Origin of the sequence: Nitrosomonas sp. GH22 (genome assembly GCF_009833115.1) — a bacterium.
Lineage (GTDB): Bacteria > Pseudomonadota > Gammaproteobacteria > Burkholderiales > Nitrosomonadaceae > Nitrosomonas > Nitrosomonas eutropha.
Genome location: NZ_QRCA01000008.1, coordinates 57,852 through 78,364, shown reverse-complemented (window position 1 = coordinate 78,364; position 20,513 = coordinate 57,852). Strand labels below are relative to the sequence as shown.

At 50.9% G+C, this 20,513-nt stretch carries 20 protein-coding genes, 2 pseudogenes and 1 CRISPR repeat array; of the genes and pseudogenes, 7 read left to right on the top strand and 15 right to left on the bottom strand.

Annotated features, from left to right (window positions below; all coding sequences use genetic code 11):
• The 8 genes and pseudogenes from ABF86_RS01900 to cas10 all read right to left on the bottom strand — a co-directional run.
• Positions 1-236, bottom strand: a pseudogene (locus ABF86_RS01900) (IS481 family transposase); the annotation flags it as partial.
• A gap of 154 nt (positions 237-390) precedes the next feature.
• Positions 391-687, bottom strand: coding sequence for a CRISPR-associated protein Csx16 (gene csx16 / locus ABF86_RS01895; RefSeq protein ID WP_011635231.1), 297 nt, complete (start codon positions 685-687; stop codon positions 391-393).
• A complete protein-coding gene (gene cas6 / locus ABF86_RS01890; protein ID WP_011635230.1) occupies positions 684-1,640 on the bottom strand; it encodes a CRISPR system precrRNA processing endoribonuclease RAMP protein Cas6 in 957 nt (318 codons plus the stop codon). The genes csx16 and cas6 overlap by 4 nt, the downstream gene beginning before the upstream one ends.
• Positions 1,641-1,662: 22 nt before the next feature.
• The gene (csm5, locus tag ABF86_RS01885; protein ID WP_074685605.1) at positions 1,663-3,405 is read right to left on the bottom strand and encodes a type III-A CRISPR-associated RAMP protein Csm5; all 1,743 of its coding nucleotides are present in this window, start codon (positions 3,403-3,405) and stop codon (positions 1,663-1,665) included.
• The gene (locus ABF86_RS01880) at positions 3,405-4,370 is read right to left on the bottom strand and encodes a hypothetical protein (protein WP_074685607.1); all 966 of its coding nucleotides are present in this window, start codon (positions 4,368-4,370) and stop codon (positions 3,405-3,407) included. The genes csm5 and ABF86_RS01880 overlap by 1 nt, the downstream gene beginning before the upstream one ends.
• A 4-nt stretch (positions 4,371-4,374) precedes the next feature.
• The gene (gene csm3 / locus ABF86_RS01875; protein ID WP_074685609.1) at positions 4,375-5,091 is read right to left on the bottom strand and encodes a type III-A CRISPR-associated RAMP protein Csm3; all 717 of its coding nucleotides are present in this window, start codon (positions 5,089-5,091) and stop codon (positions 4,375-4,377) included.
• Positions 5,092-5,143: 52 nt separating this feature from the next.
• The gene (csm2, locus tag ABF86_RS01870) at positions 5,144-5,515 is read right to left on the bottom strand and encodes a type III-A CRISPR-associated protein Csm2 (RefSeq protein WP_074685611.1); all 372 of its coding nucleotides are present in this window, start codon (positions 5,513-5,515) and stop codon (positions 5,144-5,146) included.
• Between the two features lie 82 nt (positions 5,516-5,597).
• A complete protein-coding gene (gene cas10 / locus ABF86_RS01865; protein ID WP_083341468.1) occupies positions 5,598-8,150 on the bottom strand; it encodes a type III-A CRISPR-associated protein Cas10/Csm1 in 2,553 nt (850 codons plus the stop codon).
• Positions 8,151-8,187: 37 nt separating this feature from the next.
• Here cas10 and ABF86_RS01860 point away from each other — a divergent pair, with 37 nt between their 5' ends.
• A complete protein-coding gene (locus tag ABF86_RS01860; RefSeq protein WP_160803437.1) occupies positions 8,188-8,358 on the top strand; it encodes a hypothetical protein in 171 nt (56 codons plus the stop codon).
• 50 nt (positions 8,359-8,408) lie between these two features.
• Here the strand turns inward: ABF86_RS01860 and ABF86_RS01855 are convergent, their stop codons facing one another.
• The 3 genes from ABF86_RS01855 to ABF86_RS01850 form a co-directional block, all read right to left on the bottom strand.
• A complete protein-coding gene (locus ABF86_RS01855; RefSeq protein WP_074456388.1) occupies positions 8,409-9,341 on the bottom strand; it encodes a hypothetical protein in 933 nt (310 codons plus the stop codon).
• 41 nt (positions 9,342-9,382) lie between these two features.
• Positions 9,383-9,595: a hypothetical protein gene (locus ABF86_RS12520; protein WP_041353577.1), complete on the bottom strand. Its 213-nt coding sequence runs from the start codon at positions 9,593-9,595 to the stop codon at positions 9,383-9,385.
• Positions 9,596-9,764: 169 nt separating this feature from the next.
• Positions 9,765-10,715: direct repeats of the CRISPR family, unit length 36 nt; unit sequence GAAACACCCATGCCCTGATTTCAAAGGGATTGAGAC.
• 33 nt (positions 10,716-10,748) lie between these two features.
• Positions 10,749-10,889, bottom strand: a complete 141-nt coding sequence (locus ABF86_RS01850; RefSeq protein WP_160803436.1) for a hypothetical protein — start codon at positions 10,887-10,889, stop codon at positions 10,749-10,751.
• 194 nt (positions 10,890-11,083) lie between these two features.
• On the opposite strand from ABF86_RS01850, the gene ABF86_RS01845 reads away from it, so the two are divergent.
• Together ABF86_RS01845 and ABF86_RS01840 are read left to right on the top strand one after the other, a co-directional pair.
• Complete coding sequence (locus tag ABF86_RS01845) at positions 11,084-11,722, top strand: hypothetical protein (RefSeq protein WP_193565656.1); 639 nt, start codon at positions 11,084-11,086, stop codon at positions 11,720-11,722.
• 186 nt (positions 11,723-11,908) lie between these two features.
• Complete coding sequence (locus tag ABF86_RS01840; protein WP_074456324.1) at positions 11,909-12,379, top strand: hypothetical protein; 471 nt, start codon at positions 11,909-11,911, stop codon at positions 12,377-12,379.
• A gap of 223 nt (positions 12,380-12,602) precedes the next feature.
• Here the strand turns inward: ABF86_RS01840 and dapE are convergent, their stop codons facing one another.
• From dapE to lgt, 4 genes are all read right to left on the bottom strand, one after another.
• The gene (gene dapE, locus ABF86_RS01835; protein WP_074456325.1) at positions 12,603-13,739 is read right to left on the bottom strand and encodes a succinyl-diaminopimelate desuccinylase; all 1,137 of its coding nucleotides are present in this window, start codon (positions 13,737-13,739) and stop codon (positions 12,603-12,605) included.
• A gap of 97 nt (positions 13,740-13,836) precedes the next feature.
• Complete coding sequence (locus ABF86_RS01830; protein WP_074456326.1) at positions 13,837-14,619, bottom strand: ATP-binding cassette domain-containing protein; 783 nt, start codon at positions 14,617-14,619, stop codon at positions 13,837-13,839.
• Positions 14,619-15,764: an ABC transporter permease gene (locus ABF86_RS01825; RefSeq protein WP_074456327.1), complete on the bottom strand. Its 1,146-nt coding sequence runs from the start codon at positions 15,762-15,764 to the stop codon at positions 14,619-14,621. Before ABF86_RS01825 ends, ABF86_RS01830 begins: the two co-directional genes overlap by 1 nt.
• Positions 15,765-15,788: 24 nt before the next feature.
• The gene (lgt, locus tag ABF86_RS01820; RefSeq protein WP_074456328.1) at positions 15,789-16,625 is read right to left on the bottom strand and encodes a prolipoprotein diacylglyceryl transferase; all 837 of its coding nucleotides are present in this window, start codon (positions 16,623-16,625) and stop codon (positions 15,789-15,791) included.
• A gap of 124 nt (positions 16,626-16,749) precedes the next feature.
• Between lgt and ilvD the strand changes: the two genes are divergently transcribed.
• The 4 genes and pseudogenes from ilvD (at position 16,750) to ABF86_RS12690 (ending at position 20,508) form a co-directional block, all read left to right on the top strand.
• Positions 16,750-18,423 (top strand): dihydroxy-acid dehydratase, encoded by a 1,674-nt coding sequence (gene ilvD, locus ABF86_RS01815; RefSeq protein WP_011635247.1) that lies wholly within the window; start codon positions 16,750-16,752, stop codon positions 18,421-18,423.
• Positions 18,424-18,453: 30 nt separating this feature from the next.
• Positions 18,454-19,166: pseudogene (locus ABF86_RS12700) on the top strand (DUF255 domain-containing protein).
• Positions 19,126-19,362 carry a hypothetical protein gene (locus ABF86_RS12695; RefSeq protein ID WP_240142188.1) on the top strand — a complete coding sequence of 79 codons (237 nt, stop codon included), beginning with the start codon at positions 19,126-19,128 and terminating at the stop codon, positions 19,360-19,362. The pseudogene ABF86_RS12700 and the gene ABF86_RS12695 overlap by 41 nt, the downstream one beginning before the upstream one ends.
• 192 nt (positions 19,363-19,554) lie before the next feature.
• Positions 19,555-20,508, top strand: coding sequence for a hypothetical protein (locus ABF86_RS12690; protein WP_240142187.1), 954 nt, complete (start codon positions 19,555-19,557; stop codon positions 20,506-20,508).
• Positions 20,509-20,513 lie beyond the last annotated feature (5 nt).

Below are 20,513 nucleotides of genomic sequence, written 5' to 3'. Positions count from 1 at the left end.
GTATGTTTGCGAAACGCCACAACAGCGGCTTCTTCTTCCAGACTTAAAACAGTCGAGTGCGACTCTTTGGGGCCCATCGGTGCATCGTGGGTGAATTCCCGCTTCCGCCACTTCGCTACCGTTTTTGGATTAATCCCATGCCGCTTGGCCAGAACATTCAGACTCTCTTGACTATTTTGTATCGCTCGACGCACCGCCGCTGTCGTGCGGGCGCTTCCGTGTAATATCTGTCCCATAAATCATCCCTCCGTAGCTGGTTATATGTTACACCAGCACACCGTGGGACTAAACAAGTAGTACGTTTACTGCCATCATCGAAATGGTAGGTTGCAGTGCGATAGCCAGTGGTTTTATCGGCAATTCCTTTGCCGAGGAAGCTGATGAGGGTAGTCATGAATTTGCCTTTTTTACGATATATTCTTCCAGCCTTGCTTCGCACGCCGTTAGGATTGCGGCATCCAGCTCCTGGCCGCGCAGATGAGCCGGCAGATTAAGCGAAAGATTGAAGTAACGTGCGCCGCGATTGCAGATTTCTGCGGCAAGATTGATCGGCAGCGAGCCAATGACGGTATCGCCCGCAGTGATTTCACACGGATCAAGGTGGGCAGCATGTTTATCCCATTGGATACCCTGGCGAGCAGCCCATTCGATTGCGCCGGGGTGGCGGGTAACAAGCCAGATGGTCATGCAACACAAATTTGATAGTGGCCCAGCCCGAAGCTGGCGTTTTTACCGGCATGCAGCCATTGCCCGAACCATAATGCCGGCCAGAATGCAGATAGCTTGCCGTGCAAATTCCAGCGACCGGTAACGCCACCCAGTGCCATTTCCTGTTGTTGACGGCTGGAATAACGCTTCCAGTCGCGCCAGGAAAGTTGTCGGTTACCCTGGATGCTGCTGGCCAGTTCACCCAGATGGTGAAAATCCGGTTGCCAGGCAAGCTCGCCATGAAATTCGCTCATTAGTGCAAGCCGTCGCACCAGCGCCATCAACAAAGCACGCTCAGTAATGGTTTGCGCCTTAAGGGGAACTCCGTTATTTTGCAGACGCAGCGGGGTGACAAGATGCAGGCGCACGCTGTCGCCGGGCAAAGGTGGGCAAGCCAATCGTGTGTCATGTTTCTGAATGCTGCCATTTTCCGGTGTGTAAATGGCCAGCGAAGATTCCGGTCGTTCCAGCCAGATACCCATCAGCTCTGCTTGCCCATTGCTTGAGCCAATCCCGCGCGCCAGTGCCCGCCGCCAGGCAAGGATGGCAATGGGCAGTTCCTCCACGGCACGACCAACCAGCGTAAAATGGAAAGTCAGCGTATCCCCGGGGTGCAGCACGCGCGCGCCCCACTCGGGGGGCTCGATGATATAAGGAGCCGGAATCCTGCTGAAATCCTGCAATGGGTGATGTTCCGGCGGAACCGACTCGAACAGCAGGGTATAGGGGCAATCGCGCCGTAACGGGCAGGTTGCACAATCTTTCTCGCGTGTGATACAGCCTATGCTGCGCAGAGCATGTCCAAATGCACCGCGTAACATGGAACCGGCATAATCCGGCAATCGAATCGAACGAGTTACTCGCCAGTCAAGGCGGTAACGCCCCAACGACAGGACAGGAGAGGCAGGTTCAGTCAGGTAATGTGTATTCATAATTCCGATCGGATAGGTTCATTTAGAGGCGTAAGGCTGACAACTTCAGCTTTTTACGTTCCTCCTTAAGTTCCACCTTGACCAGTTTGGGCAACCATTCTTCGATCGCATCAGCAACAGCGCATTTCTCGTCGATTGTCCAGTCCGCACCTTCCAGCGCAGCTTTTACCAATTCTCGTGCAGCTGTGTGAATGGCAGCATTGGGATTCTCCTTGCCACCCCGGAGCTGTTCTGCGCGCCGGGCGCACATCGATGAAAACGCTTCGATACGACGCTGATTCTCCGTCATGGCTGCCAACGCAGCTTCACGGGCAACCTGCGCTGCAGCTTTAGCTTGTTCGGCAGCGGCTGCTTCTGCCTGGCGGCGGGCACTCTCGGCAGCCGTTTGTTGTCTGGCGCAACGTCGCTCAAAACCGGGTAGATCAGCATGCCAAATCTGATCCAGGTTACTCAGGATGATCCAGCCGTGTGGCAAAAGATCAGATGGCTTGTCCAGATCGTCACCGCAATACCAGATGGTTCTGGATTCGTCATCGAACGTATAAAGACGTATCTTTTCTTCTTTGCCATTGGCCCCGCGCTTATCCTCATTGAGCATGATCTTGATTTGGCGGCCACTAACAGTTTTGCTGTTTGCGCCACCATGTTTGCCGATTCGCAGCAAAAGGCAATTGCCGGTTTTAATTTGGTCACGCAAACCAGCATCAAGGATGCTTTGAGTCTGTTTTCTCCATTCTGATGTCGGATAGAGCTTCCCAAGCATAGCGAGGTCATCGTCCAACCGATTTAGATAGTAGCTGTTACATGCCTTGACGATACCTGTCCATGACAACAATTTATCGGCTGAAGGGCTTATGAGTTCATTGCGATGGTTGCGCCTCCCCGCGATCTCATGAAGATTTTGCAATGTCAGAGATAAACTGAAGGCGGCGGGTTGGTGTTCAAGAATGTATTCCAGGCGAGTATAGAGATTCTTTACCTGCGCCTGACTGCGACGGCCGGATCGGCTGCGATTAAGACAAAAGCGAATCTCGCGCTCAATTTCAATATCAAGTGGGGCAGCGTCACTCACTTTGAGGGCGCGCAGCGGATCGGTTTCAAATTTACCGCCGAGCAAATCAGTACCAAGAGCAGATGAAACATCTGCAATGGCTTTCTCAATGTTTTTACGTGCCCGATCGTAATCCCACTTCGTGTGTTGGAGCTTCAGCCGTAACAGCAATTTGCCATTACCAGGGTCGTACTCCTCGATCATGGTGTTGAAATCTTGAATCTGCCTCATGAGCACCGTCGAACACGGGTTATTACCTGCGATGTGCTCGTTGAGAATAGCTGTCCGGATAGCACCCTTGATGCTGCTACCCGGAAGATAAGGCAACTGATTGAACGGTTGATACGAAGTTCGCTCGACACCATTCCGGTTGAAATCATTTTTTTTATCCTGCGTACTTTTATAGTGCGCATGCACACCAGTACACATCGAAACGTGGACGCTGGCTAGTGGAATGATTTTGTCGCGATACTTACTGAGCACTTTATGTACTGCACGCAATTGTTCCGTGTGCGCCTCGCCATTGGATAATATGGTGAGAATATCGCTGGAAATACCCGCATCACTTAAATCAGGCAGTATGCCTGCATCGAATCGATGTAGTACGCCAGATGTATCAACCACATATTCGGTAGGCTCATAGTCTTCGCCGCAACCAATGTGCACTGGTGACAAGGTACTCACAACCAGTTCTTGCGTATCCAGAAACTTCATCAGATAGCCTCCATACAAATTCCCAGTACCGGTGCATAACCCTGATGGACTGCTGCCGTTTGCATCAGCGATACCTTTGTCAGGCCATTGCCAATGAAATAGGTTTGCGCCATGTTGCCTGCAGGCGTAAAAATGGCACCGGTTGCCGCCAGCAGCAACGGTTGCTTGAATGGATTGGCGCTCAGTGCCAGCGTGCCGCCATGCCGGCCAAAGCGGGTCAGCACCTGCCAGTAACTGCGCGTGATATCGAAACCCTGCCCTTGCGGTGCACAGGGTGCCAGTGTCCAGTACGCATTGGCATCTGGGTACGTTTGTTTGAATAATGTCGCTTCTTCTATCTGTTCCACAGCGAATTTACCCAGGCCAATGCTGGCATCACGGCCGTAGCCAACATTGCCAATATATTCAAGCAACTGGAGCAGTGTTGCGCATGGCAGGCGATCTTCATCAAGCACACACCACAAATCCATGCGCTGATCCGGCTGATAAAAAATTTGCGACTGGGTGTAGGGTGCAAATTCACCTGTGCCCGTTGTGCCGGTCAGCCGGTTAAGCGTGTTGTGAAATGCAGCCGCCTGGATCGGCTTGTTCTGTTTACCGCAAACCTCTTTACCGTAAACATCTTCATCAGAGGCAGCGATATCCAGTAGCTGACGCAGCGGCAAATGTACCTTATCATGTGGAATCCAGCGTTTGCCCTTGGCTTCCTTACGTTTTGCCGGGTCTTCCTCGTTGTTTGCCTGTAATGCAGCCGGAACGGTGGGGCGCGGCAGATAGCCACTCGGGAAGCCATCAGAAACTACCAGCCAGGGGCTGCCGGCGGTGTAGCCATCGAGCAGGGTTTCAAGTTTTTCTTCTCCGAGCATTTCGCGGACAGCATGGCAAAGCTGGCCAAACAAGGTATCACCCGCCAACGGAGTACCCAGTGGCGAACGCAGCCGAAGAGTTACACGCAGTGGAGTCATTGTTTCAAGCCGTTTGATTGAATGGGGTGATGGCGCGGAACTGTTCCATCAAATCTGTACCGTCGAGCTTCAGCGCCGCAAATTTGATCTTGCCGTAGCCGCGCGAGCCGGACCCGCCGAGGCTATCCAGTTCCAGCAGTCGCAGACCAAGTAGCACGGTATCAAGCAGATCATCACCCGCCAATACCTTGAGCGTCAGGGTGAAATCAAAGCGTGCACCAGCAATTACCCGTTCGATAAAGCGCGGACTTTCAGCTGTACCAGCAATACGCTTGATGGAGTTCTCCGACTTGACTTCGGTAATCAGCAAGTTCCGGGAATCGACTTCTTCTATTTTCCAATCGTTGCTCAACGGGCAATCCCAAAAAGCCAAGCGAGTGGGACCAATACTGTTAACAAGCTTTTCTTCCGCGTTGTCAGGCGCACCACCAAACAGTTTGATGACATCACGTCCGGCCGAATTGTTTTCATCCTTGGCAAGCTGTTTGAACGAATAGGGCTTGCCTTCCGCTGCCAGCACCAGGCCATGACGCCACTCCAGCAGACTGCGGATTTTGCCTTTCAATGAGGAGCCGGGAATATAAGGCTGACCAGTAAGCGGGTCCTTGACTACCGGGCTGTCGGTTCCCCCGATACGCATTTCACTGTCGCCCGCACCAATATGCAGGCCGGATTGAAGAACAATGGTACCGATGATTTTCTGGATTTGAGTCAGTTGCATGATGGATTCCTTTAGGCGACAAATAATTGGAAAGTTGATGTCACGGGCACAATTAATCTCTTTTGAAGAACTTAAGAAATCCGAGCATGGCTTCAAAGTGCAGCCGGAAATGATTCAATGTACGCGTATCTGTTACCTGTTTGATGCAACTGTTCAACCACTCAACGAATTCCTGGGTGACCAGTTTGCGGCCCTGTGCATAGGCAGCCTTGGCATTAAGCATGTGGATAAACGCTTCATAATCCTTGAATTTTTGTTCATCTGTGCCGATGCGTTCCTGCCAGCCGACCAGTTCATCATAAAAGCGCCGGATTTGAGTTGATTTGTTTTTGCTTGTGTCATTATCAAGCTGCTTTGCAATGGCTTCCGCATCTTCAGAAAAAAGCGTGGCTGGGGGTGGGCTGGTTTTCAGATCAAGTGTCATTTTGTGATCTCCGGATGTTGTCGATAATAGGTGTTAATAATAAATGGCTGCCTGGTTTGGCCACCAGATGGCAAGCTTGTCGTCATTGTCGCTGACGGTACAGCAGCACCGAAACTGGCAGACGGTAAGCACCACGATATTGTTTCAAGGCTTCGCCGCATTCGTGGGCGAGTGCTTTACCAACCATTTGCTGATTTTTTGGCAATCGTGCACAGCGGTACGCCAGACGTGAGCGCCACAAAGCATCTTCCGGGCGACGATCATCTCTTTTGGGATCATCACGTTCCGCCTGGTCGGATAACAGCAGCAGGTTGTAAATAAAACCGGTGGATAACCCCCCCGCTTCACTGATCAACCGTTCCAGTGCATCACGACGCTCCTTCATGAGTGTTCGCCATTCTGCCCAGCCAACGGTAACGCCCCACAAGCTGACGGCATTCTTTCCATCGTGCTGTTTGGCGGCATTCAGACCGGATTCAGCCGCAACGGCTAGCTGGCGTGCTGGTATTTTTGGTTGGGTCATTACAGCACCCAGCGAAAAGGTAATGTCATCACGCACAATGTAACGTGCGAATGCCTTGCGCATGGCACCCGCCAGTTCAAGTGTGGATTCCCAAGGGCCGATCAGAAAAAAATCGTCACCACCGGCAAATACCGTGTAAGTGTTGCGAAAGCGTCTGTTCTCGCCATGGGCGCAGTACCACGGCAGCCACAGCGCAAAAAAGGCGTTGACCTGACGCGAGAGTGAAGCCCAGCGCGCAAAAGTCGGTTCTGCAAGGCCGCTCTGAAATAGCGCCCCGAGGTTGTCGATATCGCCCTTGAGCGTGACCAGCGCGATTTCGTTATTACTGCCGGCAGCAATAGAGTGAAGAGTTTTGAGTTTTCCTGGCGAAGTATCGCCTAGATCTTCCTGACTGAGACGCTTATAAGCTGGATCATCTTTCTTCTCATTTTCGTCCCAAATCGGCACATAACTGTTAACAAAACGTCGGGCATAACCGTGAAAGCAGGTACCATTCTTATCAGGCAGATCAAAATCCCAGGCGCGTACCAGTTCCCCCTGTTCGGCCAGTTTGCCGTAATGGCCGGAAGCATCCGCTTCATTGACAAATATCAGGCGATAACCGAAGTAATCCAGATCGAGTGGCTTTTTGAAGCTGTCAGCTGTGTTTAATACCAGCAGTCGTGCATGTTTGGTGAGCGCTTCGCCAATGGCGATCTGGTCGCGTGACAGTGCACAGGAGGCTGGTTTTTCTCCCTCGGCAGCGCGGTCAGCCGGGTATCGACCGTGATAACCACAAGGCCCGTCGGCGAAAGATACCGTGCGCACGGCTGCAGTGTCGCCACATAGATCAAAACGTCGATGCTTGGCCATATCAAGTTCGGCAAACAATCGCTGCGTGAGCGCCTTGAAACGTTTGCTGATCAGATCGTTGCAACTGGCAGGGGTGGCGGCAATGCCTACGCCAATCTCGCCATAAGTATGCTGCAGACACCATTGATCAAAACTGTGTCGACAGGTTTCCACCGCCTCGCGCGCTGCGGGTGTATTGGGTGCAACGATCAGGAATTTACCGGCCGCATTGATAATCTGGCTGGTCGATGGCAGTTGCAGGGTCTCCAGCAATTTGAGTGTCGCCATTTCAGCTAGCAGTGCCACCTGAAAGGAGCGCCCACGCAACAGCTTGTGGGCGTATTTTTGGGTTTGTGCGCCCTGCGCAAAGATGAAGTTCTGAATTCCGAAAAAATCCCCCTGGATCAGCAGCAATTTTTGTTCATCCCAGTCAGGGCGTTCTGGATTACTCAATTTTGCCAGTGCATCGGCACCGGTATTACCGGTTTCCTCGTGCCAGCGCCACAAGGCAGTTGCCAGTGCAGCCACTGCCTTACTATGGTCGTAGAGGGAAACATCTGGTACCACCCCTCGATTAGTCGCTGAAGGGATGGCCTGTGTGTATGCCAGCCAGGCAGAATCAAAGTGATCCAGCCATAGCGGCCAGTTGCTGCGGTGCGATTGTGGAATAAATGTCAGCGCTTGCATGAATTGCTCCCACAATACGGCATATTCAGCCTGTGCCGATTTATCTCCGTCCGGCTCAACAGCAGCACGTTTATCGGGAAAAATGGCCTCCGGCCCGAGCGCCCGCAGAGGATAGGCATACGCGAACTGGCCGGCAGGGGCCTGTGGATTGGTTCTGATCTGTTCGAACAAGCTCATCATCCGTGCCTGAAAACGGTTTTTATGCTGCGGCGTTTCCCCTTCGGCATCGGCATTGTATTCGTCAAATTTTTTGCGTTCGAAGCCTGAAGCAGCCCGATCAGCAGTAGCAATGATCCACTGCAGCAGTGTTCCCGGTTTGTGGTGCGCAGCCGCAGCATTGGCCATGCTGTCGGTAATATCGACACCGCTGGTACGGCCAGAGAAAGGAGAGACATCACCGCGCAGAAGATCTGGAGCAAACTTTTCCACGACATCCCACATCCCCCCGGTATGGGCAGCATGCGAATATTTATAGAGCGTGGTTAGTGCAGCGAGATCACCGTTAACCGGCTGACCGGTTCTTTCGTGAAACTTGCCAAGATCATGTAACAAGGCAGAAAAGGCTACGCGACAGGATGAATGTAGAAGTGACATATAAAAATTATTCCGGTAAACAAGACGATTGCGCATTGTGTATCGTCCATTGACTGACAAGTGCGGGGGCAAGCTTGCCAAGCAGGATAAACATGCTATCCCTGACAACCTGCATCCGCTGACTGGAACAGGAATAGATGATTCCACCCTGACCGGCCGTTTAATCACACGAATACCGGCGAAAGATGGCAGTACTTCTGCGAAATGAAATAACAAAAGGGTGGAAAAATACTGTTTACAGGCAGTAAATGAACATTTTCAGGCTATTTCTGCCTTGATTGGCGGAAGACCATCGTCTGCGTTTTTCAGAGAGAATCTCTGGATTGCTTCTCGCTCACCCCAACATTTCCGGCAGGGTTCGAGCCCACTGGCCTGCAGTAAATGAATGGGAAGCACATGGTTGACTACGCGCATCTGCTTCCGGTACAGCTCAAACAGCAGGTTGATCAACTGCCGTTTCAACGTGAAAAACTGTTCCACAATCGCTCTCCTTTTAGGATCAGCTGTGCAGGCAAGTGCTTTTTGAATGTGTGGAGCGTGGCGAACTCTTTTGATGACTGCGCCATCATCTCCATTTTGCATATCGAGAGATACGTCAACAGTTTTACGAATCTGCTGTTGCAGCTCTGCGATCGTCATTGCCGATACGCCCTGAACTCCGCTGTTTTCATAGCATACCGATTGAGGGTTAATTTGAATGTGGAACTTGGCACCCACGCGCGCCCAGAAGACATCATCCGGCCTTCCCTTAAGCTCTTTCTTGGTTTGCTCGCAAAACGCCTGAAATTTTCTAACTTCCTGCGCACCACGCGCGCTAATTTGTGGTGGAACGAGATAATTGGTGAAATCCACAGTGAGATAGTGGCACTCGTTGGTTTTATGGAATTTTGGCATGCCTACACTAAAAACATACTTAGGCGAGAATGTTTGTTTTTTGATACGCAAGGACCGATACTTCCCCTCTAGCATCAATTTTTGTACATACAACCGCTCTGCTTCGGGTTGATTCAGGATTGAAGCCAGGCTTTCTTCGTAAATAAAATCAAAAATCCAGTCTATGGATACCCTGCCTTCTGGTTGCAACCATCCGCCAGAGAGCTTGGTGTAGGTACTCTTGGTTACATACGCCATATCCTTCGCTGCTTTTTCAGTAATCTGATTAACGCGACAAGTTGGTGCCAGCTCGAACATATAAAAATTACTCCGGTAAGCAGAACGGAGTGCATTGTGTATTAGCTGCTGGCCGACAAGCTGACGGCAAGCTTGCCGGTCAGAGTACGTGTTGCCTTGATCAGAATGGAGATATACGATTTCATTTCGGTCGAAGACCGGTCACGCGAATATGGATGAAAAATGGCAATACTTTTACAAACTGAAAGGACAGAAAAAGCAGTAATATCTGCCTGTTCCCTTGGAAATTGCTGGTTGTTGGTGGCTGAAAACACTGCAGATGACAGATTGTGGCCCAGGGAAAAATAGCCACCAGCTGCCTGGTAAAATGAAGCGTTTTTGAAAGAAATTATTGTTTGGAGGAGACATCTTGCTGCATCCCGCTATTTTTCCTCTTTGCCCCGTGCAGTGGATTGATTATAAAGAGAAAAATGACAGCAATCAGAAACACCCATGCCCTGATTTCAAAGGGATTGAGACTGCCGCATGCTTCCGCAGCAAGCTCTAGTAACTCGAAACACCCATGCCCTGATTTCAAAGGGATTGAGACTTTTTCTCTCTGTTATTGAAAAGTTAATTGGGTGAAACACCCATGCCCTGATTTCAAAGGGATTGAGACTTTACTGTTGCATTTTATCTTCTACCCATCATTGAGAAACACCCATGCCCTGATTTCAAAGGGATTGAGACATCTCATCGATGCTTTTGTGTGCTGCTATGTCGTGAAACACCCATGCCCTGATTTCAAAGGGATTGAGACTCTATTTCTACATATTTACTACCGTTCTTATGGTGAAACACCCATGCCCTGATTTCAAAGGGATTGAGACCTCTCTTTCGCTTTATTAATTGCGAATATTTCTTCGAAACACCCATGCCCTGATTTCAAAGGGATTGAGACGTTGTATTTCATCACAACAAAACGGCTTGCATTTGAAACACCCATGCCCTGATTTCAAAGGGATTGAGACCTAATCCAATGTGATAGGCTTAGGCTGTGCTTCTTGAAACACCCATGCCCTGATTTCAAAGGGATTGAGACTAGGTATGTCTTGACAACTAATAAGTTTCTTAAGCGAAACACCCATGCCCTGATTTCAAAGGGATTGAGACACGCTATCGCTGGAGGTATTGCTCCTGTACCTACGAAACACCCATGCCCTGATTTCAAAGGGATTGAGACAGATGTTGTTGTTTGGCTTGATAGTGACATGAAAAGAAACACCCATGCCCTGATTTCAAAGGGATTGAGACATGATCCAGATGTGGCATTAAACAGCCTCAATAGGAAACACCCATGCCCTGATTTCAAAGGGATTGAGACATATCGCACGACCATGCATCGTGCCCTGCGGCTGAGAAACACCCATGCCCTGATTTCAAAGGGATTGAGATTGGCATACAAGCCGGTATTTGTTTTCCTCGTCATCACGAAGCCGTCAGGCTATGGTGATCCACTACCACCGCTACCACTTCACTGGATTGCTTCACTCCTTGGGTGTGTGCAAAAGCAAGGGCAGTGAACTGGGTTGCTACGTCAGCCTGGCCACTACCTGCTTTCCGCTGCATTATGCTTGTGGGCGCAGTCGCAGTTAAAGGCTGGTTTGCTCACAATGGCACGTCAGCTCACCAAGACAAGACGCTGTATGCTTGGCTTCGCACGGTTCATTCCCCATACCCCCCCTGCACAACTGTAAAATTACAGAATTACGCAGAAGTCTTTTTGTAAAAAAGACTGTTATCTTGGACAAGGAGTTTTCGTAATGGATAAAGCAATATATAAAGAAAGGTTTCCGGATTTCTTTGCTGATGCGCCGGCTGTAACCCTACGCGATCCGCTGGCACAGTTTCTCGGCACAGCACGTGACGGGATTATGGAATACCGGTATGCCGATGCGGTACGGTTGGCAGGGCATTCCTGCCCGACAGTAGCTGGTACCTGGTTGATGACGCTACATGGTCTGCGTGCGCTGTACGGGAATGAATTACCGGTACGCGGTGAAATTGAAGTCTACATGGCTGATGCACGTGATGCTGGTACTACCGGCGTCGTGGCTACTGTGGTGCAACTTGTTACCGGCGCAGCACCAGAAACCGGCTTTCATGGTATTGGTGGGCGTTTCGGGCGTGATAATCTACTGCATTTCGATCAGCCCTTACAGGGCGAAATCGGCCTGCGCCGCAAGGATACGGGCGCAGCAGTACAGGTGGTGCTCGATGCTTCCGTCGTGCCCTGGCCGAACGAGATGCGCCAGTTGCTTCCGAAGGCGGTCAATGGACAGGCCAGCTCTGCCGAATTGCAGTGCTTTGGCGAGTTATGGCAGGAACGGGTGCGCCAAATGCTGATTGAGCACGCCGACGATGCCAACCTGGTACAAGTGAATACCTGGGTTGTAAATTAATTGATCCTGCGAGTTATCAATCTTTATCATGTCAGCGTTCGCTCAAAAAACACTCAGGCGCTTCTCAAGGGAATTGAAATGCCGTCGCAGTAGCTCGACCGCAAACATCACCCGTCTGAATTTTTGCGTTACTTGTTATACTGCCTGATAAAAATTAGCGATCAAACTATATCAATGGAGGGATAAATGGACGTTTTGAGTCTGGTGGCAGGATTTTTGCTGGGTGTTGTCGCAACTTATCTGATAAGCGCCTTTCTGTTAAAACCTGGCCTGCAAAAGTCATCCGATGCAGCGACAGGGGCGATTATCACAAGCGATACCCAGAATCTGTTTGATCAATTATGGCAAGCACATGAGCACTTGTTGAACGAGATGAAACAGGATTTGGACAATCCGGATTTCAAGTTTCATCGGGAATTTTATGTGTTAAAGAAAAACTGGTGGGACTGGAACCGCTGGGGATTCCATCGTAAAGGACCCTGCCTTGCCTACTTTATTGATGATCACAACGATTTACTGCCACTGCTTGATGCGCTGACCTCGCACGGATTGATTAGCCAGATAGGGGAAGCTGACAAAAAGTCGGCCAAATTTCAGTTAAGCGAGAAACTGATTGAGCTGCTACACGGGAAAAAGCCAACCAAGCATGCAGCCTGATTGATCCCACATAGTTATATTGTGTTTTACAGACGGTACTCAAAAGCAATGAATGAGCGATTCCTTCACAAGGAACGCGATACTGTCATCCGTCTGTAAAGCCAATACTCGAAAGGAGTAACAAACAGGCTGCCTTTTTTACCAGTACTGCTACTGGATTGCTCCGTACCTGTTGGTGTTCGCAAAAACAGCCACAATAGACAATAGGATCGTAGCAATACCGTCAATCCTGCAGTAACAATTTCTCCAATGTCAACCGGTATATACGAGATAGTCGCTCGATATCCGCAACTTCCACGGATTCATTAATCTTATGAATAGTTGCATTGCGTGGTCCGAATTCGACCACCTGCGAACAGATATCAGCGATAAAACGACCATCGGAAGTACCGCCCGAGGTGGAAAGTTCCGGCTCAACGCCTGTTACTTCGCGAATGGCTGCACTGAGTGCATCGGCCAGTATTCCCTTGGGCGTCAGGTAAGGCTTGCCGGAAAGCTCCCAGACCAGTTCATACTCCAGTCCATGCCGATCCAGAATCTCATGCACGCGCGTCTTGAGTGATTCAACCGTACTGGCGGTAGAAAAACGGAAATTGAACAGCAGATTGACTTCTCCCGGAATAACGTTGGTTGCGCCGGTGCCGCCACGGATATTGGAAATATGCCAGGTGGTGGCAGGGAAATATTCATTGCCATCATCCCATACGGTTTGGGCAAGCTCCGCAATGGCAGGTGCAGCAGTGTGAATTGGATTTCTGGCCAGATGAGGATAGGCAATGTGTCCCTGGATACCTTTAACCGTCAGATTGCCTGACAGACTGCCGCGCCGCCCATTTTTAATAGTGTCCCCTAGCCAGTCTGTACAGGTGGGTTCGCCCACGATGCAATAATCAATCGCCTCTCCGCGTGCCTGAAGGATTTCCACGACTTTAACCGTCCCCTCCACCGCCGGCCCTTCTTCATCCGAGGTAATCAGCAACGCAATCGAACCCTTGTGATCCGGGTGCAACTCAACAAATTCCTCAATCGCAGTAACAAAAGCAGCGATAGAGGACTTCATATCTGCTGCACCGCGGCCATAGAGAAAACCATCGCGGACTGTTGGTGTAAAAGGATCGCTATCCCACTGCGCGACCGGCCCAGTCGGCACAACATCCGTATGCCCGACAAAACATACCAGCGGCCCGTCAATACCTTTTCTCGTCCAGAGATTCTCCACCTCACCAAAGTTTATGGCTTCACTTTTGAATCCCAGTCCGGCCAGCCGGTGAACAAGAATTTTCTGGCAACCGTCATCATCCGGCGTCAGGGAACGACGTGCAATCAGCATCTGGGCAAGTGTCAGGGTACTATTGGGCATGGGAGTTTCCTTGGTTTGAGGTTTGAGGTTTGAGGTTTGAGGTTTGAGGTTTGAGGTTTGAGGTTTGAGGTTTAAGTGAAATAATTTGGCAGCAAAATCAGAGTTGCTGAAAAATGCGTAATGCATTACGCCCGCGTGCCCCTCCAAAAAAATCTTTAATAAACGGATGCCGCTCGTTGGCAATAATATCCGGTATCGGCCCCAGCGCGACAATGCTCCGGTTAGCCAGCACAGCCACTCGATCGGAAATTGCAACCAGTGTATCCAGATCATGTGTGACCATGACAATCGTCAGCGCCAGCTCTTCACGCAAAGAGCGTATCAGCTCAACAAAACTTTCACTCAATGCGGGATCAAGGCCGGCAGTTGGTTCATCCAGAAATAACAGCTCCGGATCCAGCGCCAATGCACGCGCCAGAGCAACCCGCTTGATCATTCCGCCTGATAATTCTGCCGGCATCTTGTGAACGTGCTGTGCCTCAACCCCGACCATACCGAGCTTCAGCATGACCAGATCGCGAACCATGGTTTCACTCAATATACGCAACTCCCGCATGGGCAAAGCAATATTGTCAAAGACCGTCAAAGCGCTAAACAGCGCTCCCTGCTGAAACAAGACACCCGAGCGAGTGCGCAGCTCCCTTTCTTTTTCATGGCCGCAATCATAGCGCGTCGCACCTAATACTTTGACGCTGCCTTGTGCGGGGGTGATCAATCCAAGCATCTGGCGCAGTAGAGTGGTTTTGCCGCTACCAGAGCCACCGACCAGTGCCAGCACCTCTCCCTTGAGCACAGTCAGATTGATATTTTCATGAATGACATTCTGGCCGAAGCGAGTAGTCAATCCGGCAATTTCGATAACTGGTTCAGCAGTTGTCATCAGCCTGCAACCCTGATGCCGATACTGGAAAAAGCCACTGCAAAAATGGCATCAATGATGATCACGGCAGTAATCGAAGTCACCACTGAATTGGTAGTGCCTTCTCCCAGGCTTTCGGTATTCGGTTTGATGCGCAGCCCGAAATGACAGGCAATCAGGGCAATTGCCATGCCGCAGACCACTCCCTTGCCCAGTCCTAACCATAAATTAGCGATTGGTACCGCATCGGGCAAGGTAGTCACCGCGTAACGAATACTTAATCCCACTTGCAGATCCGCCGCTAAAAGCCCGCCCAGCAGCGCAACTGAGCTAGTCCAGAGCACGATCAGCGGTAAAGCAAGACTCAGACCGATAATTTTGGACAATACTAGTCGCAGGCTATGAGGAATACCCATTACCGTCAGTGCATCCAGTTCTTCGGTCACACGCATGACCCCCAGCTGGGCAGTCATGGCGGAACCGGAGCGCCCGGCAACCAATATGGCAGCCAGCATTGGACCCAGCTCCCGGATGATACTCATCCCGAGAATATTGACAATGTAGATATCCGCTCCAAGCATATGTAGCTGTTCAGAGGAAAGATAGCTCAGCACAATACCGATCAAAAATCCGACGATGGCAGTAATGCCAAGTGCCTGCGCGCCAGTACGATACAAATTCGCAGAAATTTCCCGCACAGGAATCCTGCTTGGATGGGTCATCAGGTAAACGATATCCAGCACAATCTGGCCGGAAAGGCTAATCATGCCAGCGAGGTGATCAAAAAAACGGAGGAGCTGTTGCCCGAGCAGGGAGACAGGCAAAAACCATTTGCGCTGTGTCGGTTCAGGCAGCGATACCACTTTTTCCAAGCGCTGAAACATTTGTTCTTGCTCGGGGCGCAGCAGCAGATGATCAGGACGCTGCTCGCCCCAAATCTGCCACAACATCACGGCGCCCGCGTAATCAAGCTGGTGGATATTCGTCAGATCCCAGTACAGGCCAGGTTGACTGGCCAGCTGCGCCAGCTCCCTTGCAACTGCGGGTAATGATGGGTTAAGCGAAACGAGGGTATAGCTACCGGTAAGCTGCAGACAGGAATTACCTGCTTCTGTGGTAATAAGTTGATGCCGGGGATTGTGGTCAACCGGCAAATCAAAGGGCATGACTATCCCAATCCATTTTGACTGTTAGCTCCGGTTTTTGCGTTTGTTCTGCGAATCCTGGGCAATCTTTTCCGGCTTTTGGTCATGCCGGTATGCCCAGAACACCAGTGCGACACCGGCTGCAATCATCGGCAGTGATAACCACTGACCCATACTAATCCCCAGGGTCATGACGCCGAGAAAACCGTCATCCGGTTCGCGAAAGAATTCGCAGAATGAGCGAAAAACGCCATAACCAATCATAAACATTCCGGAGATAGCACCCAGTGGTCTTGGTTTGGCTGAATAAAGCCACATCAGAATGAAAAATGCCAACCCCTCCAATGCAAATTCATATAGTTGAGACGGATGACGTGGCAGATTGTCTACATACGGGAAAATCATCCCCCAGGGCACATCCGTTGGTCGTCCCCATAATTCCCCGTTGATGAAATTACCAATACGTCCGGCACCCAAGCCAAGCGGAACCAGTGGTGCGATAAAATCAGTGACTGACAACCATGACAGCCTGTATTTGCGTGCCAGCCATATCATAGCCACAATAACGCCGAGAAATCCGCCGTGGAAAGACATTCCGCCATGCCAGATTGCCAGAATCTCCAGTGGATGCTGCAAAAAATAACCTGGCTCATAAAATAAAACCTGCCCCAGCCTACCACCTAGCACGACACCCAGCACGCCGAAAAACAGTGCATCATCCAGCATTTCCCGGGTAAAGATACAACCGGGCTGATGCCGGATACGATAGCGCCCGAGCACAATGAACAAGAAAAACCCGAGCAGGTACATCAACCCGTACCAGCGAACAGCAAGCGGACCTATGGAAATCGCAATCGGATCAAATTGTGGATGAACGAACATGGCAGCAGCCTGACTTACGGTAAAATACGCATTATACGGCAACATCTGCTGACCACAGCAATCACCCCCAGCAATCGTTACCTTGCCTAACTATATTCATCACATCTATCTATGAGGGAATAATATGCCAGACAATCGACGCAGCCAGGCCATCACTAAAGGTGCGAAACGTGCTCCCAATCGCGCCATGTTACGTGCAGTTGGATTCGGTGACGGAGATTTCGATAAGCCCATTGTCGGCATTGCCAACGGCTTTTCCACCATCACGCCTTGCAACATGGGGCTGGATACGCTTGCCAAATGTGCGGAACATGCATTGAAAAATGCCGGTGCCATGCCGCAAATGTTCGGCACGATTACGGTATCGGATGGTATCTCCATGGGCACCGAAGGCATGAAATACTCACTGGTATCACGCGAGGTAATCGCTGATTCCATTGAAACCTGCGTGCAGGCGGAAAGCATGGATGGCGTCATTGCCATTGGCGGGTGTGACAAAAACATGCCTGGTGCCCTAATCGCGCTGGCTAGACTGAACGTGCCATCCATTTTTGTCTATGGCGGCACCATCAAGCCCGGTCACTACCAGGGTCGCGATCTGACAATCGTCAGTGCGTTTGAAGCGGTTGGGCAACATAGCGCACACAAGATTGATGATCAGGAACTGCTGGAAGTTGAACGCCATGCCTGTCCCGGCGCAGGTTCGTGCGGCGGCATGTACACCGCCAACACCATGTCCTCTGCGATTGAGGCGATGGGCATGAGTCTGCCCCATTCCTCCACTATGGCTGCGGAAGATGAGGAAAAGCGGATCAGCGCCACCCGCTCTGCCGAGGTGCTGGTGGAAGCAATCAAAAAACAGATTCTGCCGCGCAGCCTGATTACCCGCAAGTCACTCGAAAATGCAGTAACGGTAGTCATGGCCGTAGGCGGCTCGACCAATGCTGTGCTGCATCTGCTGGCCATCGCCCACGCAGCAGAAGTAGATTTTCATATTGACGATTTCGAAGCGATTCGTGCCCGTGTGCCGGTGTTGTGTGACCTGAAACCTTCCGGGCGCTACGTCGCCACTGATCTGCACAGAGCAGGCGGCATTCCACAAGTGATGAAAATGCTGCTCGTGCACGGTCTGCTGCATGGTGACTGTCTGACCATCAGCGGACAAACTATCGCTGAAGTACTGAAAGATATTCCTGAACAACCGCGCGCGGATCAAAACGTCATCCGCACCTGGGACAACCCGGTGTATGAACAAGGTCATCTGGCGATCTTGAAGGGTAATCTTTCACCGGAAGGTGCGGTGGCCAAGATTTCCGGTGTAAAAAACCCCAATATTACCGGGCCCGCCAGAGTGTTTGAATCCGAAGAAACCTGTATGACTGCCATTCTCGATCGCAAAATCAAGCCGGGTGATGTTGTCGTTATTCGCTACGAGGGGCCACGCGGCGGTCCCGGCATGCGTGAAATGCTCTCCCCTACTTCGGCGCTGATCGGTGAAGGATTGGGTGATTCGGTCGGATTGATTACCGATGGCCGTTTTTCCGGCGGCACCTACGGCATGGTCGTAGGTCACGTTGCACCGGAAGCATACGCCGGGGGGGTGATCGCTCTGGTGGAAGAAGGAGATTCAATCACAATCGATGCGCATCGCCGCCTGTTACAACTGAATGTTTCAGAAACAGAATTGGAACGCCGCCGGGCTGCCTGGCAACCCCCTGCGCCGCGCTACACACGCGGTGTACTGGCAAAATATGCCAAACTGGTATCAACCGCCAGTCGTGGTGCGGTTACTGATTAATCTCCCTACAAAAAACAATGCCTAACCACCTTGCCGGAGAAACCAGTCCTTACTTGCTGCAGCACGCAGACAACCCTGTGGACTGATCCATGGGGGAAAGAGGCATTGGAAATCGCACAAACACAGAATAAGCCGATATTGCTCTCCATCGGCTATTCCGCCTGCCACTGGTATCATGTGATGGCGCATGAATCATTTGAAGATGCTGAAGTGGCTGCACCATGAACACGCATTTGGTCAATATCAAGGTTGATCGTGAAGAACGCCCTGATATTGACCAAATTTACCAGAATGCACACTATGCGCTGAATCATCGTTCCGGCGGCTGGCCACTGACCATGTTCCTGACACCTGAACAAAAGCCTTTTTTCGGCGGCACTTACTTTCCAAAGGAAGCACGCCACGGTATGCCGGGATTCCTGCAACTGCTGCCAAAAGTGGCAGAGGCTTATCACACTCGTACGGCGGATATCGAACAGCAGAATGCAGTATTACTGAAATTGCTTGCTCAATCACTGCCCACACCCAAAACCGATGCTTCCGTACTTTCCCGACAACCAATTGACCAGGCATGGCAACAGTTGAATCGCCAGTTTGATGAAATATATGGCGGATTTGGCGATGCGCCCAAGTTCCTTCATCCGGCTGAATTGCAGTTCTGCCTGCGGCGTTATATCGCTGATAACAATACTCAGGCACTGCATGTGTGTGACCCACACTCTGGAAAAGATGGCGCAGGGTAGTTTATATGACCAACTGGGCGGAGGATTCTGCCGCTATAGCACTGATCGTTACTGGCGGATTCCACATTTTGAAAAAATGCTGTATGACAATGCGCTGCTGCTGTCCCTCTATGCAGAAACCTGGTTGATAACCGGCAACCCGCTTTTCAAACAGGTTGTTGAAGAAACAGCAGCCTGGGTCATGCGGGAAATGTAAGCCAGTACAGCAGCAGGTGGGGGCTGTTTTGCCTCACTGGATGCTGATTCTGAACATGAAGAAGGCAAATTCTACGTCTGGGATCGGCAGGCGATTGCCGCGATTCTCACCAGGGAAGAATATGCGGCGACAGCCCCTTACTTTGGCCTTGATCGCCATCCCAACTTCGAAGGTCAGCATTGGCATCTTGAAGTGGTGCAATCAATCGAGGCAGTTGCAGCAAATAATCAAATCCATTCGGAAGCTGCGCAACAGCTCATTGACAGCGCACGCAAGAAGTTACTAAACGAACGTGAGCAGCGTATCCGGCCGGGACGTGATGAAAAAATACTGACCAGCTGGAATGCGCTGATGATCAAGGGCATGGCGCGCGCCGGACAGATTTTTGAACGTGGGGAATGGATTGATTCAGCCGTGCAGGCAATGGATTTCATCCACGACAGGCTATGGCAGGATAGCTGCCTGCTGGCAACGTTCAAGGATGGCAAAGCGCATCTGAATGCCTATCTGGATGATCACGCCTTCCTGCTAGATAGTCTGCTGACGCTGCTGCAAGCCCGCTTTCGACAGGCAGATCTTGATTTTGCCATCACCCTGGCAGATACACTGCTCACCCGGTTTGAAGATGAAACATCCGATGGATTTTTTTTCACCAGTCATGACCATGAGATACTTATTCATCGGCCTAAAACCGGTCACGATGGCGCCATTCCAGCCGGAAACGGTATTGCCAGCATAGCCTTGCAGCACCTGGGCTATCTAGTGGGCGAGCCACGCTACCTCGAATCTGCCAAACGTACACTGGATATTTTCTCTGATGTGTTGTCACACCAGACCAGTTCGCATTGCAGCATATTGGTCGCGCTGGAGGAATTTCTGGAACCAACCCGGACAGTGCTCCTGTCTGGAGATGAAGCAGAATTGCAGACATGGCTTAAGGCACTGGTTCCCTGTTCATTGAATATGATATCAATCGCATTGCCTCATGAACTTTCCGGGTTACCCGATGGTCTTAAAAAACGCTCTGCCCCAGATGGAAAAATCAGCGCTCAAGTATGTGAGGGCAGGCGTTGTCTTCCGGAGATTCATTCACTGAATGAACTGCTGCAAGTCTGCAGGGTTCACGGTAGAATGGCACTCCCTTAATCATT

Coding starts and splice junctions, on each gene's coding strand:
- csx16 (WP_011635231.1), bottom strand. CDS start 687: ATGACCATCTGGCTTGTTACCCGCCACCCCGGCGCAATCGAATGGGCT.
- cas6 (WP_011635230.1), bottom strand. CDS start 1,640: ATGAATACACATTACCTGACTGAACCTGCCTCTCCTGTCCTGTCGTTG.
- csm5 (WP_074685605.1), bottom strand. CDS start 3,405: ATGAAGTTTCTGGATACGCAAGAACTGGTTGTGAGTACCTTGTCACCA.
- ABF86_RS01880 (WP_074685607.1), bottom strand. CDS start 4,370: ATGACTCCACTGCGTGTAACTCTTCGGCTGCGTTCGCCACTGGGTACT.
- csm3 (WP_074685609.1), bottom strand. CDS start 5,091: ATGCAACTGACTCAAATCCAGAAAATCATCGGTACCATTGTTCTTCAA.
- csm2 (WP_074685611.1), bottom strand. CDS start 5,515: ATGACACTTGATCTGAAAACCAGCCCACCCCCAGCCACGCTTTTTTCT.
- cas10 (WP_083341468.1), bottom strand. CDS start 8,150: ATGTCACTTCTACATTCATCCTGTCGCGTAGCCTTTTCTGCCTTGTTA.
- ABF86_RS01855 (WP_074456388.1), bottom strand. CDS start 9,341: ATGTTCGAGCTGGCACCAACTTGTCGCGTTAATCAGATTACTGAAAAA.
- ABF86_RS01850 (WP_160803436.1), bottom strand. CDS start 10,889: ATGCAGCGGAAAGCAGGTAGTGGCCAGGCTGACGTAGCAACCCAGTTC.
- ABF86_RS01845 (WP_193565656.1), top strand. CDS start 11,084: ATGGATAAAGCAATATATAAAGAAAGGTTTCCGGATTTCTTTGCTGAT.
- ABF86_RS01840 (WP_074456324.1), top strand. CDS start 11,909: ATGGACGTTTTGAGTCTGGTGGCAGGATTTTTGCTGGGTGTTGTCGCA.
- dapE (WP_074456325.1), bottom strand. CDS start 13,739: ATGCCCAATAGTACCCTGACACTTGCCCAGATGCTGATTGCACGTCGT.
- ABF86_RS01830 (WP_074456326.1), bottom strand. CDS start 14,619: ATGACAACTGCTGAACCAGTTATCGAAATTGCCGGATTGACTACTCGC.
- ABF86_RS01825 (WP_074456327.1), bottom strand. CDS start 15,764: ATGCCCTTTGATTTGCCGGTTGACCACAATCCCCGGCATCAACTTATT.
- lgt (WP_074456328.1), bottom strand. CDS start 16,625: ATGTTCGTTCATCCACAATTTGATCCGATTGCGATTTCCATAGGTCCG.
- ilvD (WP_011635247.1), top strand. CDS start 16,750: ATGCCAGACAATCGACGCAGCCAGGCCATCACTAAAGGTGCGAAACGT.
- ABF86_RS12695 (WP_240142188.1), top strand. CDS start 19,126: ATGTGTGTGACCCACACTCTGGAAAAGATGGCGCAGGGTAGTTTATAT.